Genomic DNA, 16,091 nt, shown 5'->3' with positions numbered 1-16,091 from the left:
TTACGAATAGTTAGTGCATGTAGATCAGTACACATTCTGGAGGTAGTCATGACCATCGCCGTAACCGGAGCGAGCGGGCAGCTGGGCCGACTCGTGGTGGAGGAGTTGTCGCGCGCGGGATCGACTCCCGTCGCGATCGTGCGTGATCCGGGGAAGGTCGCCGATCTGGCCGAACGCGGCGTGGACGTCCGCGAGGCCGCCTACGAGGACCCGGCCGCGCTGGAGCGCGCCCTCGACGGCGTCGACCGGGTGCTGCTCATCTCGGGCAACGAGTTCGGCGCGCGAGTGGCGCAGCACACCAATGTCATTCGCGCGGCCGAACGTGCAGGCGTGGAACTGCTCGCCTACACGAGCATTCCGGGCGCCACCGACAACCCGCTGATCCTCGCGCAAGAACACAAGGGCACCGAGGCGGTGCTCGCCGAATCGGCCGTGCCGCACGTCTTGCTGCGCAACGGCTGGTATTGGGAGAACTACGTGGGCGGTCTCGCGCACGCGGTGGAGTCGGGCGTGCTGCACGGCGCCGCGGGCGAGGGGCGCGTGGCGGGCGCGGCGCGTGCCGACTACGCCGAAGCGGCCGCCCGGGTGCTCACCACCGATGGCCACGCGGGCCGGGTATACGAACTCGGCGGTGGCGAAAGCCTCACCTATGCCGAACTGGCGCAGGCGATTTCGGAAGCCGCTGGTAAGCCGGTGCGCTACGAGAACTTGCCGGAGGCGGACTACGTCGCCGCGCTGATCCAGGCCGGGTTGCCGGAGGCCTACGCCCAGGCGCTCGCCGACGCCGACGCGGGCATCGCCCGCGGCATCCTCGACGTGCGCTCGGGGGACCTGGAGAAATTGCTCGGCCGCCCGGCTACCCGGGCTGTCGAAGTCTTCCGTGCGGCGCTGGGCTGACACTGATCGCTGCGCGTAGGAGCCGCCACTCCGCTTCCGGGCGAATCGACCCGGCCGGGCAGCCGGTGCAGTTGCCCCGTAGCGGTAATCGGGATCGGAATTGGCCGTCCCGGGTGATATCGCCCGTCGAAGGGCCGGATGCGGCGGCCTGTTTCCATGCCGCAACGTCCGGCCCGGCGGCCGGTTCCAGCGAAGCTCGACTGCTACACCCACTGCACCAGCTGGATGATGATCCCGTTCGGATCGCTCATCTGGAAGTACCGCTCGCCCCACTCCTCGGTTTCGATGGGCGTCACGATCGGCACCCCCTCGTCCTGCAACCGGGCGTATTCGGCGTCGATGTCGTCGACCACGAAGGCGACGAGCAGCCCGTCGCCCGCACTGCCGGCCTTGCTCTTCGGTTTGAAACTCGCCAGCCCGGTGCGCAAGTAGATGACGTTCAGGCCGGCGTCGTCGCGGGCGAGGGAGACGAACCCGTCGGCCGCCATCTTCTCCTCGAAGCCGAGGTGGTCGATGAGGAATTTCGCCGAGGCGGCCGGGTCGGGGACGTTGAGTGAGACGGCGGAAGCGGTGATGTTCATGAACTCTCCTCGGCGTCGGAAATCTGTACTAAGTACACTGTACTTTGTAGAGCATTTTGGGGCGGCGCACACTATGACCTGAGTCACACCGATACCATCGGTGGTTCGAGGCGGTCGAGGAGGCAGCGGTGGGACAGCCGAAGGAACGCAGCGGCGCGGGCGACCCGGTTCGCACGCTGGAGCTGCTGTGGCGGATTCCGCCGGAGCCGGGCGCGGGCCGGGGCCCGAAGCAGCGCAGCAGCGTCGAGGCGGTGATCGCCGCCGCGATCGAGATCGCCGATGCGGAGGGGATCGGAGCGCTCACGATGCGCGCGGTCGCCAACCGGCTCGGCCTGACCCCCATGGCCACCTACACGTATGTGCCGGGCAAAGCCGAGCTGATCGACTTGATGCTGGACACGGTGTACGCGCGGATGGATCGCGCGGATCTCACCGGTCTGCCCTGGCGCGAGCGGGTCGTCAGGATCGCGGCCGAGAACCGCGCCATGCTGGCCCGCCATCCCTGGGTGGCGTACCTGCCGACCACCCGGCCGCCACTCGGGCCCGGCCTCGCCGCCAAGTACGACCACGAGCTGGAGGCCTTCGCGGATCTCGGACTCGACGACGTCGCGATGGACGCCGCGCTCACGTTCGTGCTCGGGTTCGTCACCTCCGTCGCCCGTATCGCCATCGACAGCGCGCGGGCGGCGGCGGACAGCGCGCTGTCGGACGGGCAGTGGTGGGAACGGGCCGCGCCCGTGCTGGCGCAGGTGTTCGACGCGGAGCGTTACCCGCTCGCCGCCCGTGTCGGCACGGCCGCGGGCCAGGCACACGACGCCGCCTACAGCGCCGACCACGCCTACGAGTTCGGGCTGACGCTGGTGCTCGACGGCTTGGCACGCCGCATCGAGGGGCCGTCCGCGGAGGTCTAGACGCCGTCGCGCTGGATGCGCAGGGCGGTGATCGTCGCGGCCAATCCGTCGTATTGGTTGATCAGCAGCACGATTTCGATGAGGCTGCGCTCGTCGTAGTGCTTCGCCAGCTCGGCCCAGGTGTCGTCGTCGAGGTCGCGCGTCTCGACCAGCTGGTCCACCGCGGCCAGCAGCGCGCGGTGCTTGTCCGACCACCCTGCCGCTTCGGGACCCTTGCGCAGCCGCTCGAGGATTTCGGTGGTAACCCCCGCGCGGCGACCGAGCCGGATGTGATGGTCCATTTCGTAGTCGCAGCCGCGCAGATGCGCGACCCGGATGATCACCAGTTCCGACTCGTGGCGCGGTAGCCGCCCGCCCGGCATGAGTTTGCCCGAGTAGTGCAGCCAGCCGCGGAACAGTCCGCGGGTGCGGCCGAGGGTGCTGAACAAGTGGGCGTCCCCGGTGCCCGCGGCGCGGGAAAGCACCTGCCAGACAACCCAGTTGAGCGGCCCGAGTTCCCGCAGCCGTCCGGGCGAGATGCGTGGTTGCAGCGCTGAAACCATCGTGGTTGCCACCTCCGCGTGGTCTGTGCGGCCGGCGTCGGTGCCGGCCGAGAAAGAGCCTACTCGGCAGTATCCCGCGCGGCGCCCGCCATTCTTTTGCTTTCGGAGTGGTTTTCGGCCGGGTACCCCGTCATCATCAGTACCGGTGCGGGTCACCGCGGTCGCAGTGAGTTGGCGCGGCGTCAGGTGTGGACAACAGGTCGGCAGGGGAACAGATGCTGGTGAGGATCAGGCCCGGAGCGGAGCTTTCCGGCGCCGAGCGGGAATTCGTCGCGTGCCTGCGGTCGTATCCGACCACCGGTTTCGCCGTGATCGATCTCGAGGCGGACAACCGGCGCGTCGACGCGGTGGTGTGCACCCCGCGGGGCCTGACCGTGCTGGAGGTGCACGGATTCCAGCGCAGGCAGAGCGGCATTCTGAGCACACCGGCCGAAGGGCCGTGGAAGATCAGCGACGCGCCGGTGGAATTGGACGACCCGGAATCCGGGAGCCCCGCCGAGCGCGTGGAACACGGCATCTACGCGGTCAAGCACATGCTCCAGCGGGCGTTGCAGGATCCGGGGCACATCAGCGGCGCCGTGGTGCTCGTCCCGTTCCGCGGTGCCGTGGTGCGTCCGGCGCGCACGAACCTGCGCCCGGGGTTGGACGTGGTGGTCGGCAATGTCACCGACGCGACCGAGTTGCGCATCTACCTGGAGGGATTCTCCGCGGGACCGCGCGACTGGACCGCGGACCGGGTGATCGGCGCGTGCGGCGCGCTCGGACTGGCGGAGATCGCCCCGACCCGCGCGGAACTGCTCGAGGCGGGCTTCGAGGAGAACGCGCCGGAGCCGGTCACGACCATTCCGCGCACACCGAAGCCGCGAGTCGAGCCGAAGCCCGGCGCCGCGACGAAGAGCCAGGCCTACGCGGGCTGGTCGGTCGTCGTGATCGCCGTGGTCGGGGTCCTGTTCGTGCTCGGCGTGATCGCCACCGCGCTGGCGCACGACTCGGCGCAACCGATTCCGGCGACCGGTACGACGACTACCACCCCGTCACCGCCGCCGCACCGGCCCACCGAATGTTTCCCCTTCCAGCAGAACTGCTGATCGCTCAATCCCGCACGGCGCGGCCCAGTTTGGTCAGGCGCAGCGCGTGTTGCGCGCGGGCCAGTACATGCGTCCGGGAGGTGTCGATATGGGCGGTGAGGGTCTGCGCCGCCGCGTCCACCGCGCCCGACACCAGGAGTTCGGCGACCGCGATGTGCTCGGCGGTCATGGTGGCGATCCGCTCCGGAGTCGGCATGTCCAGCGTGCGCACCGGACGCACCCGGATGTGCACGGCGGTGAGCGCCTCGGCGAGTGCGGCGTTGCCCGCGGCGGCGAGCAAGGTGGTGTGGAAGCGTTCGTCGGCGGCCACCAGCGCCGGTCCCGGTTCGGGTGGGTCGTCGCGCAGCGCGCGCCAGGCGTCGAGTTCCGCGCGCACGAGATCCAGATCGTGCGCGGGCGCCTCACCGGGCGCCCGCACGCGTTGCATCCCCCTGGCTTCCAGCACCAGCCGCAACTCGTAGAGGTGATCGAGTTCGTCGAGCCGGGGCCGGTACGGGTAGAGGCCGTCGGCGAGCCGCTCGACCAGGCCGTCGGCCTGCAACCGGGCCAGCGCCTCGCGCACCGGGGTGCGGGACACCCCGTAGGCCTCGGCGAGGCGTTCCTCGCCGAGCCGTTCGGTCGGCACGATCGCTCCGGTGGCCAGATCCCGCCGTAACGAGTCGTACACCTGCTCGCGCAACGGAATCCGACCCCTGCCGCGGGTCATGGCGGCGCTCAGATCGCCATCGCCGAGCGGACTTCGCTCTCGGCGCCGGCGCCACCCGCGCCCGTGGAGGTCACCCGGCCGGACCGCAGCACGTAGTAGCGCTGCGCCGCCTGCAACGCGAAGCCGATGTGCTGTTCGACCAGCAGCACGCTCAGTCCGCCCCGGCGGGTGAGATCGATGATGGTGCGCTCGATCTCGGCGACCACCGACGGCTGGATACCCTCGGTCGGCTCGTCCAGGATGAGCAGCTTCGGTTCGGTGATCAGCGCCCGCGCGATGGCCAGTTGCTGGCGCTGGCCGCCGGACAGCAGGCCCGCCTTCCGTGCGAGCAGTTCGCGCAGCGCGGGGAACAGATCGAGCGATTCGTCGATCAGCGCCTTGCCGCGTTTACGGCCGTCCGCGACCACCTGCAGATTCTCCGCGGTGGTCAGTTGCGGGAAACTCTGCTGTCCCTGCGGCACGTACGCTATCCCGCGACGCACCCGCCGCGAGGGCGACAGTTTGGTGATGGCCTCCCCGTCGAATTCGATCCGGCCCGACTTCGTGCCGATCAGGCCGACGGCCGTACGCAGCAGCGTGGTCTTCCCCGCGCCGTTGTGCCCCATGACGGCGACCACGCTGTCGTCCGGGACGGTCACCGAGACGCCGTGGATGACTTCGGTGCGGCCGTAGCCGGAGTGGATATCGGTGAGTTCAAGCATCGCTGTCCCCTTTCCGGGGTGACTCCGGGCTCGGCGCGGTCGAGGCGTCCTCCAGTTCGGTGCCGACGGCCGCGGCGGTGCCGAGGTAGACCTCCTGGACCTTCGGGTCCGCCTGCACCTGTTCGACGGTCCCCTCGCTGAGCACCTTGCCGCCCGCGAGAACGGTGACCGAGGTGGCGAAGGCGCGCATGAAATCCATGTCGTGCTCGACCACCACGACCACCCGGTCGCCGCCGATGCGGCGCAACAGGTTTCCGGTCTCCTCGCGTTCCTCGGCGCTCATGCCGGCCACCGGCTCGTCCAGCAGCAGCACCGACGCGTTCTGCACCAGGAGCATGCCGATCTCGAGCCATTGCTTCTGCCCGTGCGCGAGTACCCCGGCGGGCTTGTCGCGCAGGCCGGTGAGACCGGTGGTCTCCAGCGCCTCCTCGATTACGGGGAGCACCGATTTGCGGCGGCGCAGCATGGTGAGCGCCGAACGGCCCGCACCCGCGGCGATGTCGAGATTTTGCAGCACGCTGAGCTGCTCGAACACGCTCGCGGTCTGGAACGTCCTTCCGACGCCGAGCCGGGCGATCCGGTGCACCTTCTTGCCGAGCAATTCCACGCCGGTCTTCTGCGCCGACCCGGTCGCCGGGACCAGACCGGTGATCGCGTCGATGAGGGTCGTCTTGCCCGCGCCGTTGGGACCGATGAGGAAGCGCAGATCGCCCTGCAACACCGTCAGATCGACATCGGTGACGGCCTTGAATCCGTCGAAACTCACCGACAGGCCACGGATTTCCAGGTACTCGCTGGACATTCCCGCGTTGCCGCCGAGCTTCGGTTCGTGCGTCGTCTCGGTCATCGCGATTCCACCTTCTCCGTCGCGGGTTCCGGCAGCGCCTCGACCACCACGGCGGCAGACGGGTCCGCGGGCCGCCGCAACCGATTGCCCAGCACACCTTTCAGCAAGGGCCACAATCCGGCGAGGCCCGCGGGCACGAAACCGACCACCACGATGAACAGCACGCCTTGCAGATACGTCCACCCCGAGGGGAACTCCTCGGACAGCGCCGTCTGCGCCCATGCCACGCCGATCGCGCCGAGTACCGGCCCGAGCAGGGTGGTCCGGCCGCCGATCGCGACGCCGATGAGAAACGCGATGGACGGAACGACGCCGATATCGGCGGGGGAGATGATGCCGACGATCGGAGTGAACAGCGCACCGGCGATGCCGGCGAAGAACGCCGCGACCACGTAGGCGACGATCTTCACGTTCGCCGGGTCGTATCCGAGGAAGCGCACCCGCTCCTCCTGGTCGCGCACCGCGACGAGCAACTCGCCGTACCTGCTGTGCATCAGCTGCCGCACCAGCGCGACCACCACCAGCAACGTGCCCGCCGCGATGAAGAACAGCATCTGCCGGTTGACCGGGTCGGACAGCTTGAACCCGAAGAACGCGCGGAAATCCGACAGACCGGTGAATCCGCCGATGGCCTGCTGGCCGGTCAGCAGGATGGCCAGCGCGGCGGCGAGCGCCTGACTGAGGATGGCGAAGTACGCGCCCTTCACGCGGCGCTTGAACACGCCGTAACCGAGCGCCGCCGCGATCAGCGCGGGCAGCACGAGGATGCCGAGCAGCGCCACCGGGCCCGACGCGAACGGCGTCCAGAACGACGGCAATTCGCGAATGCCCGCGATCTCCATGAACTCCGGCACGTCGTTGCCGAGCCGGGCGGCGTCGGCCATCTGCAGATGCATGGCCATGATGTAGGCGCCGATGCCGAAGAACACGCCCTGCCCGAGGGTGAGCATTCCGCCGCGTCCCCAGGCCAGCCCGATGCCAACCGCGACGATCGCGAAGCACAAGAACTTCGCCAGCAGGTTGAGCCGGAAATCGCTGAGCACCGCGGGCGCGACCGCGAACAACAGGACGGCGGCGACGGCGAACCCGGCCAACGCGGTGAGCGAGGAATGCGCGCGCCACCGTTGTACGAGTGTGGTCATGCCAAACTCCTTGTCCGGACGGTGAACAGGCCCTGCGGACGGACCTGCAGGAAGATCACGATGACGACGAAGACGACGACTTTCGCGATGGACGCGGTGGTCGAGTATTCGATGTAGGAATTGAGCAGGCCGAGCGCGAACGCCGCGATCACGGTGCCCTTGATCTGGCCCAGCCCGCCGATGACCACCACGAGGAACGCATCGATCAAGTAGCTCTGGCCGATGGTCGGGCTGGTCGAGCCGATCAGGGTGAGCGCGACACCGGCCACGCCCGCCAGGCCGGAGCCGATGAAGAACGTGCTGATATCGGTGAAACGGCTGGATACGCCGGAAGTTTCGGCCAAGCCGCGGTTCTGCACCACCGCGCGGATCCGGCGGCCGAGCGGAGTCGCCTTGAGCACCGCGGCCAGCGCGGTCACCGCGACCACCGCCAGGACGAGGATGAAGATGCGCGTCTTCGGTACCACCGCGCCCAGGATCGTGACGCCGCCGCTGAGCCACTCCGGCGCGATCACGTTCTTGGCGGGCGCGCCGAAGATGTCGCGGGCCAGCTGTTGCAGCACCAGCCCGACGCCGAAGGTGACCAGCAACGTGTCCAGCGGCCGGTCGTACATCCAGCGGATCAGGCCCATCTCCAGCGCGGCGCCGAGCAGGCCGCCGACCAGGAAGCCGATCAGCAGCGAGACGACGAGCGAGACACCCGCCGACGAGATGACCTTCTGCACGACGTATGTCGTGTAGCAACCGGCCATGATGAACTCGCCGTGCGCCATGTTGATCACGCCCATCTGCCCGAAGGTCAGCGAGAGGCCGAGCGCGGCGAGCAAGAGAATCGATCCCAGACTCAACCCGGTGAAGAGCTGTCCGATCACAACGTCCATGCGAGCTCCTGTGTTTGATCTGCCGCGACTTCGTCGCGGCGTGTTCGCGGCCCCTTTGTGGCTCGAAACCGGGAGTTGAGGCGCTCGGGGCGCGTTGAGTGCCCTGGTGTCCGATGCTGTCCGCGGCCCCCCTCATTACGCGCTCCGCGTGCTCGCCGCGGCGACTGGGTCGCCGGGCGGGCACCGGTAGCCGGGCCGCGGACAGCCGCGGACTACTTCAGGCCCTTGGCCCAGTCGTAGGACTTCAGGTAGGGATCCGGCGTCACGGCCTTGCCGGAGTCCCACACGGTGTAGATGAGTCCGTCGGGACGGATCTCGCCGATGCGGGCGGTCTTGGTGATGTGGTGGTTGGAGCCGTCGATGGTGACCAGGCCCTCGGGCGCCTCGAAGGTGACGCCGCCTGCGGCGGCCTGGACGTCCTCCACCTTGAACGACCGCGCCTTCTCGACGGTGTTCTTCCAGAGGTAGACCGACGCGTAGGCGGCTTCCATCGGGTCCGAGGTCGGCTTGTCGGCGCCGAAGGCGGCCTTGTAGTCGGCGACGAACTTCTTGTTCACCGGGGTGTCCACGGTCTGGTAGTAGTTCCACGCGGTGAGCTGGCCCGCGATGTGCTGCGCGCCGATGCCCGCCACCTCTTCCTCGGCGATGGACACCGAGATCACCGGCATCTCCGCGGCTTTGAGGCCCGCGTTGCTGTACTCGCGGAAGAACGCGACGTTGGAGTCGCCGTTGAGGGTGTTGAACACCGCGCCCGCCTTGGCGGAGCGGACCTTGTTCACGATGGTGGAGAAGTCGGTGGAGCCGAGCGGGGTGTAGTCCTCGCCCTTGATCTCGATGCCGTTGGCGGCGGCGTACGCCTTGATCTCACGATTGGCGGTCTGCGGGAAGACGTAGTCGCTGCCGACCAGGTACAGGGACGTGATGCCCTTCTGCTTGAGATAGTCCAGCGCCGGAATGATCTGCTGGTTGGTGGTCGCGCCGGTGTAGAAGATGTTCTTGCTGTCCTCCAGGCCCTCGTACTGGACCGGGTAGTAGAGCAGCGAGTTCAGGCTCTCGAATTTCGGCTTCATGGCCTTGCGGCTCGACGAGGTCCAGCCGCCGAACACCGCGGCGACGCAGTCGGAGCTGATCAGCTTCTCCGCCTTCTCCGCGAAGGTCTTCGGGTCCGAGGCGCCGTCCTCGAGCACCAGATCGATCTTCTTGCCGAGCACGCCGCCCGCGGCGTTGATCTGGTCGACGGCCAGTTTGGTCGAGTTGGCGACGGTGACCTCGGAGATGGCCATCGTGCCGGACAGCGAGTGCAGCGAACCGACCTTGATCGTGTCCTTCGAGGTGTCGACGCAGGAGGCGGCGCCGGAGCCGGTGGTCGAGGCGTCGTCCTTGGCGCCGCAGGCGGTCAGCAACAGGCCGGCGAGCGCGACCGCGGTGGGCACCGCCACCGCTCGGACCAAACGCCTGGAGCGATGGGTGGCACGGGAATCTGGCATGGGGCGAACCCTCTCCTCATCAGGTATTGCGGCGGCGTCGGCAGGGCGCCGCAGCGAATACCGCCGTCTTCGCCCCGCTCACGGCTGTAGACGGGGCTGTATACAACGGCTGTATTCGTGATGCGAACGGTAGACAGAACTTGTTGCGCCGGAATATCTCTCGATGACAAGTCCGTTTCGTCTGTTTCGCTCGTGTGAACCTTTCCCGTAAACGGACGGTGAACGGTTGTGAGATCCGGGCAAACCCGCTGGCCGGGGCGGATGTGGCTACGGTTGCGTAGCGTCGCCGCGATGCGGCACGCTTCGATTCGTACGACATCTGAACCGTCCCAAGCCGCGGCGGCGGGCCGCGGACTCGAGTCGAGGAGGACCAGATGGGCCACTACAAGGCGAACGTGCGGGATATCGAGTTCAACCTGTTCGAAGTGCTCGAGCTGGACAAACTCCTCGATACCGGCGCCTACGGCGACCTCGATTCCGACACCGCCCGGGAGATCCTCGCGGAGGTTCGGCGACTGGCCGAGGGGCCGGTGGCGGACTCCTTCGCGGCGGCCGATCGCGATCCGGTGGCCTATGACGCGCCCACCTTCTCGGTCTCTGTTCCGGAGCCGCTCCGTAGGACCGTCGCCGCCGTGCGCGACGCGGGCTGGAGCAGGCTGGGCATGCCGGAGGGCATGGGCGGCACCCCGGCGCCCGCGGCGCTGGTCTGGGCCGTCGCCGAGATGATCACCTGCGCCAATCCCTCGGCGTCGTTCTTCAACATGGGGCCGGTCATGGCGTCCGTGCTGTACAACGTCGGCACCGAGCAGCAGCGGCACTGGGCCACGCTCGGCCTCGAGAAGGGCTGGCAGGGCACCATGGTGCTGACCGAGCCCGACGCCGGATCCGACGTCGGCGCGGGACGCACCAAGGCGATCCCGCAAGAAGACGGCACCTGGCACATCGAGGGCGTCAAGCGGTTCATCTCCGGCGCGGAGGTCGGCGACACCGCCGATAACGTCTTCCACCTGGTGCTGGCCCGGCCGGAGGGCGCCGGACCGGGCACCAAGGGCCTGTCGCTGTTCTACGTGCCGAAGTTCCTCTTCGACCCCGAGACCTTGGCACTCGGCGAGCGCAACGGCGTGTACGTCACCGGGGTCGAGCACAAGATGGGCCTGAAATCCTCGCCCACCTGCGAGCTGACCTTCGGCGGCCACGGCGTACCGGCCAAGGGCTGGCTGGTCGGCGAGGTGCACAACGGCATCGCGCAGATGTTCCAGGTGATCGAGAACGCGCGCATGATGGTCGGCGTCAAATCCTCCGGCACCTTGTCGACGGGTTATCTCAACGCGCTCGACTACGCCAGAGAACGTGTCCAGGGCGCTGATCTGACCCAGATGACCGACAAGGCCGCGCCCCGCGTGTCCATCACCCGGCATCCGGACGTGCGTCGTTCACTGGCGATGCAGAAGGCGTACGCCGAGGGCCTGCGCGCGGTGTACCTGTACACCGCCGCGCACCAGAACGCCGATGTGGCCCAGCTCGTTTCGGGCGCCGACCCCGATCTGGCGCACCGGGTGAACGATCTGCTGCTGCCGATCGTCAAGGGCGTCGGTTCCGAGCGCGCCTACCAGTACCTCACCGAGTCGTTGCAGACCTTGGGCGGCTCCGGTTATCTCCAGGACTACCCGATCGAGCAATACATCCGCGACGCGAAGATCGACTCGCTCTACGAAGGCACCACCGCCATCCAGGCGCAGGACTTCTTCTTCCGCAAGATCATTCGCGACAAAGGTGCGGCGCTCGGGCACGTCAGCGCGCGGATCGCGGCGTTCCTCGACGCCAAGACCGGACGGTTCGACACCGAGCGCGACCTGCTGCGCACGGCCGCGGAGGACGTGCAGGCGATGGCCGCCTCGCTCACCGGCTTCCTGATGGCCGCCCAGCAGAAGCCCACCGAGCTGTACAAGGTCGGCCTCGGTTCGGTGCGCTTCCTGCTCGCCGTCGGCGACCTGCTCATCGGCTGGCGCCTGCTGGTGCAGGCGGAGATCGCGGCCACCGCACTGGCCACCGACGCGCCGGAGAAGGACCGTGCTTTCTACGCCGGAAAGGTCGCCGTCGCGAGCTTCTTCGCGAAGAACGTGCTGCCGAACCTGGCCGCGGTGCGCGGGATAATCGCCGCACTCGACGACGACATCATGAACCTGGACGAAGCCGCGTTCTGAGTCCAATTGCCGCGACTTCGTCGCGGCGTGTTCGCGGCCCCTTTGTGGCTCGCGTCCGAGCGACCACCGCTGGCGACTTCGTCGCGGACGCGGCGGCCACTCGGACACGAGCCGGGCCGCGAACGGCGCATGCTCGGTCTCGCTTCGCTCGAAAGACGTGGTGGCGGTGCGCCGGGCGCGTCGGCATTCGAGGTCCGGATGAAGTGCGCGCCCTGGCGGATGAAGGTCGATTCGACTGGTGGCGAGCGCGGGGCCGGGTGGTTGCGTGCTGCGTGTGTCGTCGGCTCTCGACCGCGTGCAACGCTGACTATTCGGGTTGATGTTGCGGTGACAGGGTGGTTGGCGGCCGATTCGAGTGACGTTGCCGCGCCGCGTGCCGGTGGGTGTGGGGTCAGCTCTCGGGTTGGGAGAGCAGTTTGAGCACGACGGGGCGGGACAGGGTGCCCGATACCTGTCTGGCGAGCTGGTTGGCGCTCGTGCCTGCGGCGTGGGCGGCCTTCAGGGCGGTGGCGAGTTCGGTGCGGGCGGCTTCGGCGGCGGCTTGGGCGTCGCGGAGTCGCTGGGCGGCGCGGTCCACGCCGGGCTGCTCGTCGCTGGTGGTCAATTCATTGACCAGTTCGACCTCCGGGAGGCGGGCTTCCCGCTCACCAGGGGCCGCGTCCCGGCGCATCGCCGCCCTGGCGAACTCCATCAGGAACGCGCGGGTGGCGTCCTTGTCCTCCGCGGCGGCCTCGCCGAGCAGCAGTCTGGTGGTCTGCGGGACGGCGTGCGACCAGTTGGCCAGGCCGCACAGGGCCAGCAGCAGGCGGCCCGCGTTCGCGGAGTCGACGTCGAACTGTTCCTGGGCGCGATCGAATTTCTGCACGTAGTGCGCGGCGCGCCAGCCGTCGATGTCGTGCGCGTCGGCGCCGCGGTGCAACGCCTCCCACAGCAGCAATCGCAACAGCTGGGGATTGTCCCGGTGATAGTCGAACAGCTTGCCGACGTAGGCCCCGGGTTCGGTGTCGGCCAACGGCTTGACCACGTCGATGAACTCGCGCAGCGTGTCGATCAGGATGACGTCGAACAGCTTGTCCTTGCTGCCGAACAGTCCGTAGATGCGTTCCTTGTTGACGCCCGCCGCCTCGGCGATCCGGTCGACCCGCGCGCCGGCCAGCCCGTACTGCGCGAATTCTTCGCGGGCGGCGCGCAACAGGGCCTGCCTGGTCGCGTCACTGCGTTTGATCGTGGCCGTCATGACCGACACTTTACCATCCCATTAAACCAACTATTTGGTTGACAGATGGCCTGGCGCAGGCCTACCTTCGTGCCATGGCAATGTCCACCTTCCAGTCCGCGGCTCCGGCCCGGACGCGCGGCCGAGACACCTCGGCGCGAGCCCACACCGGGCGCACCCTGCCTTTCTTCGTCCTCGCCGCACTGCTGGCCACCGGTCAGATGTACGTTCCCATCCCGCTTTTCACCGCCATGCGGGCCGACTGGGGTGTCGGCTCGGCGGCGATGACCTGGATCATCAGCGCGTTCGCCTTCGGCTACGCGGGCGGTTTCGTCCTGTTCGGGCCGCTGTCGGATCGCTACGGTCACCGCCGGGTGCTGGTCACCGGCATGCTGGCGGCCGCGGTGGTCACCCTGTTGACCGGCTTGGCGTTCAGCGCCCCCTTGGCCGTCGCCCTGCGGGTGGCGCAGGGCTTGGTGGTCGGCTCGATTCCGCCCGCGATCATGGCTTATGTGGCGACCCGCATCACCCCAGCGCACCGTGCCGTGGCCACCATGTCCGTGGCAACCTCGTTTCTCGCGGCGACGGTGGTCGCGCAGATCGTGTCGCAGTGGATGGTCGGCGCGTTCCCGTGGCGCACGGTGTTCGTCGCCTCCGCGATCGGGTTCGCCGTCCTCGCGCTGGCGTTGCGGTCGGCGTTGCTGGCCGACGCGCCCACCGGGCGGGACAAGCCGCTGCGGCACAGCTACGCCGCGATTCCCGCGGTGCTGCGCATCCGGGCGCTGGTGCCGATGCTGATCGCGGGCGCGATGAGCATGGCGGTGATGGTCGGGGTGTACACCGGCCTGGAACTGACCGGGGTGGTCCGCGGCTCGGGCGAACTGCTGGCGCTGCGGGCGGGCGCGCTGCCGGTGATGATCGCGCTGCCCGTGCTCGCGGTGCCGCTGGCCCGGCTGTCCAAGCACGGCCAAATCGTGCTCGGTGTGCTCATCGCCGCGACGGCGATGGTGGTCGCGACCTTCGAGGGAACCCATCCGCTCGTGCTGGCCGTCCTGCTGGCCGTGCTGGTCGGCGGACTCGGCATCATCGCCCCGGCCGTGCTGCAGAGCGCGGGCGAACTGGGCGGCGAATCCCGCGCCGCCGCCATGTCGGTCGCGATGTTCAGCTTCTACGTGGGCGCGACCATCGGCCCGCTGGTCGCCGCCGCGGCGGCGCCGCACGGCTTCGCCACCCTCGCCTGGACGCTGGCGCTGTTGCTCGTCGCCGCACTGGGTATGACGGTGGCCGGTCTGCGGATGCAGCGAAAGGCGCAGGCCGCCTGACCGAACACCACGTCCGGCCGGTATCGGTACTCCGATCCCGGCCGGACGTGTGTTCATCCCGCCCCGCCGGTATCACCCCGCCGACTACTTCAGCACATACGGCGAAACCGAGCTGCGGTGCTCACTGATGTCGAGCACCTTGCCCAACGGCGGGAACGCGCGCTGCGGGCAGTTGGCCCGTTCGCATACTCGGCAGCCCGCACCGATCGGCGTCGGCTGCACCTCGTCGAGGTCGATGCCGTCGGCGTAGATCACCCGGGCCGCGTGCCGCAGTTCGCAGCCGAGGCCGATGGCGAAGGTCTTGCTCGGCTGGCCGAAACGGGTGGCGCGGCGTTCGACCGTGCGGGCCACCCAGAGATATTTGCGGCCGTCGGGCATCTGGGCGATCTGCGTCATGATCTTGCCGGGATAGGCGAAGGTCTCGTAGACGTTCCACAGCGGGCAGGTCCCGCCGCTGGCGGAGAAGTGGAAACCGGTGGCCGACTGGCGCTTGGACATGTTGCCCGCGCGGTCGACCCGCACGAACGAGAACGGCACGCCGCGCAGCGATGGTCGTTGCAGCGTGGACAGCCGGTGACAGATGGTCTCGTAGCTCTGCGTGAAGAACGCCGACAGCCGCTCGATGTCGTAGCGGAAGTCCTCGGCCACCTCGTGGAAATGCGTATACGGCAGCACCGTCGCCGCGGCGAAGTAATTGGCCAGCCCGAGCATGGCCAGCTTGCGGGCGTCCTCGGACGCGAAATTGCCCTCCTCGACGAGTTTCTCCAGCAACTCTCCGCATTCGAAGTAGGCCAGCTCGGCGGCCAGTTTGAAGGTGCGCTGACCGCCGGAGAGATGCGGCGCGATCTCCAGGTTGCCGGTCTGCGGGTCGTAGCGGTGCAGCACGCCCTCGCCGAGATCGATGCGCTCGGTGATCCGCACGTCGTGCGCGCGCAGGATCCTGGCGATCTCGCTGTTCACGTCGCCGCCGTGGAAACGGATGCGCGCGGTGAGCTCCTCGGCGGCGGTGTCCAGCTCGTGGATGTAGTTCTGGCGCTGGTAGAAGTAGTCGCGCACTTCCTCGTGCGGCTTGCTGATCGCGCCGCTGCCCGCGCTGTCGGCGAACCGGTCCTCGGTGGCCGCCGCCAGCTGGGCGGAGGTGTTGCGGTAGCGGTTGTGCATGTTGACCAGCGCGCGGGCCATGCTCGGATGCGCCGAGACCATGTCCGCGATCTCCTGGGCGTCGGCCTCGATGCCCAGCTCCTGGTCCATCACGACCTCTTGGAGTTCCGCGATGAGCCGGGTGTCGTCCTGCGCGGAGAAGAAGGTGGCGTCGACGCCGAACACGTCGCTGATCTTCAGCAGCACCGGGACGGTGAGCGGGCGCACGTCGTGCTCGATCTGATTGAGGTAACTCGCCGAGATCTCCAGCTGCTGAGCCAGCGCGATCTGGCTCAGCCCGCGTTCGGTCCGCAGCTGACGCAGCCGAGCGCCGACGTAAGTCTTGGCCATGCGTCCAGCTTATGGGCCGGTTCGCATCCGTGCCAATTACGGATTAACACTCCTCGCAGACAGGTGTCGTACCCG

The 16,091-nt window shown here is 68.3% G+C and carries 15 protein-coding genes; 5 read left to right on the top strand and 10 right to left on the bottom strand.

The genetic code is table 11. The features are described from left to right. Positions 1 to 48: 48 nt before the first annotated feature. On the top strand, positions 49 to 897 hold the full coding sequence (locus ON29_RS26870; protein WP_040870589.1) for an SDR family oxidoreductase: 849 nt from the start codon (positions 49 to 51) through the stop codon (positions 895 to 897). 203 nt (positions 898 to 1,100) lie between these two features. On the opposite strand, the gene ON29_RS26865 is transcribed toward ON29_RS26870, so the two are convergent. After that, positions 1,101 to 1,478, bottom strand: coding sequence for a VOC family protein (locus ON29_RS26865; RefSeq protein ID WP_040870588.1), 378 nt, complete (start codon positions 1,476 to 1,478; stop codon positions 1,101 to 1,103). Positions 1,479 to 1,606: 128 nt separating this feature from the next. Here ON29_RS26865 and ON29_RS26860 point away from each other — a divergent pair, with 128 nt between their 5' ends. Continuing rightward, positions 1,607 to 2,389: a TetR/AcrR family transcriptional regulator C-terminal domain-containing protein gene (locus tag ON29_RS26860; RefSeq protein ID WP_040870587.1), complete on the top strand. Its 783-nt coding sequence runs from the start codon at positions 1,607 to 1,609 to the stop codon at positions 2,387 to 2,389. Here ON29_RS26860 and ON29_RS26855 read toward each other — a convergent pair. Beyond that, on the bottom strand, positions 2,386 to 2,919 hold the full coding sequence (locus ON29_RS26855; RefSeq protein WP_083864105.1) for a carboxymuconolactone decarboxylase family protein: 534 nt from the start codon (positions 2,917 to 2,919) through the stop codon (positions 2,386 to 2,388). The two genes, ON29_RS26860 and ON29_RS26855, sit on opposite strands and share 4 nt — an antisense overlap. Positions 2,920 to 3,146: 227 nt before the next feature. Between ON29_RS26855 and ON29_RS26850 the strand changes: the two genes are divergently transcribed. Continuing rightward, positions 3,147 to 4,019 (top strand): hypothetical protein, encoded by an 873-nt coding sequence (locus ON29_RS26850; RefSeq protein WP_040870585.1) that lies wholly within the window; start codon positions 3,147 to 3,149, stop codon positions 4,017 to 4,019. Between the two features lie 4 nt (positions 4,020 to 4,023). On the opposite strand, the gene ON29_RS26845 is transcribed toward ON29_RS26850, so the two are convergent. From ON29_RS26845 to urtA, 6 genes are all read right to left on the bottom strand, one after another. After that, a complete protein-coding gene (locus ON29_RS26845; RefSeq protein WP_040870584.1) occupies positions 4,024 to 4,725 on the bottom strand; it encodes a GntR family transcriptional regulator in 702 nt (233 codons plus the stop codon). A gap of 8 nt (positions 4,726 to 4,733) precedes the next feature. Next, the gene (gene urtE, locus ON29_RS26840; protein ID WP_040870583.1) at positions 4,734 to 5,426 is read right to left on the bottom strand and encodes an urea ABC transporter ATP-binding subunit UrtE; all 693 of its coding nucleotides are present in this window, start codon (positions 5,424 to 5,426) and stop codon (positions 4,734 to 4,736) included. Beyond that, positions 5,419 to 6,273 (bottom strand): urea ABC transporter ATP-binding protein UrtD, encoded by an 855-nt coding sequence (gene urtD, locus ON29_RS26835; RefSeq protein WP_040870582.1) that lies wholly within the window; start codon positions 6,271 to 6,273, stop codon positions 5,419 to 5,421. Before urtD ends, urtE begins: the two co-directional genes overlap by 8 nt. Further along, on the bottom strand, positions 6,270 to 7,415 hold the full coding sequence (gene urtC, locus ON29_RS26830) for an urea ABC transporter permease subunit UrtC (protein WP_051175623.1): 1,146 nt from the start codon (positions 7,413 to 7,415) through the stop codon (positions 6,270 to 6,272). Before urtC ends, urtD begins: the two co-directional genes overlap by 4 nt. Then, positions 7,412 to 8,296, bottom strand: coding sequence for an urea ABC transporter permease subunit UrtB (gene urtB, locus ON29_RS26825; protein WP_040870580.1), 885 nt, complete (start codon positions 8,294 to 8,296; stop codon positions 7,412 to 7,414). The genes urtC and urtB overlap by 4 nt, the downstream gene beginning before the upstream one ends. Positions 8,297 to 8,508: 212 nt before the next feature. Beyond that, entirely contained in the window at positions 8,509 to 9,783 is a 1,275-nt protein-coding gene (gene urtA / locus ON29_RS26820; RefSeq protein WP_040870579.1) for an urea ABC transporter substrate-binding protein, read from the bottom strand. Positions 9,784 to 10,157: 374 nt separating this feature from the next. Between urtA and ON29_RS26815 the strand changes: the two genes are divergently transcribed. After that, positions 10,158 to 11,987 (top strand): acyl-CoA dehydrogenase, encoded by a 1,830-nt coding sequence (locus ON29_RS26815; protein ID WP_040870577.1) that lies wholly within the window; start codon positions 10,158 to 10,160, stop codon positions 11,985 to 11,987. Between the two features lie 391 nt (positions 11,988 to 12,378). Here the strand turns inward: ON29_RS26815 and ON29_RS26810 are convergent, their stop codons facing one another. Then, entirely contained in the window at positions 12,379 to 13,224 is an 846-nt protein-coding gene (locus ON29_RS26810; protein ID WP_040870575.1) for a TetR/AcrR family transcriptional regulator, read from the bottom strand. A 74-nt stretch (positions 13,225 to 13,298) separates the two neighbouring features. On the opposite strand from ON29_RS26810, the gene ON29_RS26805 reads away from it, so the two are divergent. Beyond that, on the top strand, positions 13,299 to 14,525 hold the full coding sequence (locus ON29_RS26805; RefSeq protein ID WP_040870574.1) for an MFS transporter: 1,227 nt from the start codon (positions 13,299 to 13,301) through the stop codon (positions 14,523 to 14,525). Between the two features lie 84 nt (positions 14,526 to 14,609). On the opposite strand, the gene ramB is transcribed toward ON29_RS26805, so the two are convergent. Then, a complete protein-coding gene (gene ramB, locus ON29_RS26800) occupies positions 14,610 to 16,016 on the bottom strand; it encodes an acetate metabolism transcriptional regulator RamB (protein WP_040870572.1) in 1,407 nt (468 codons plus the stop codon). Between the last annotated feature and the right edge of the window lie 75 nt (positions 16,017 to 16,091).

The sequence above is a fragment of the Nocardia exalbida NBRC 100660 genome, assembly GCF_000308575.1.
Taxonomy (GTDB): Bacteria; Actinomycetota; Actinomycetes; order Mycobacteriales; family Mycobacteriaceae; genus Nocardia; species Nocardia exalbida.
Note: the sequence above shows the minus strand (reverse complement) of the source record. Positions and strands in the feature narration are given on the sequence as shown.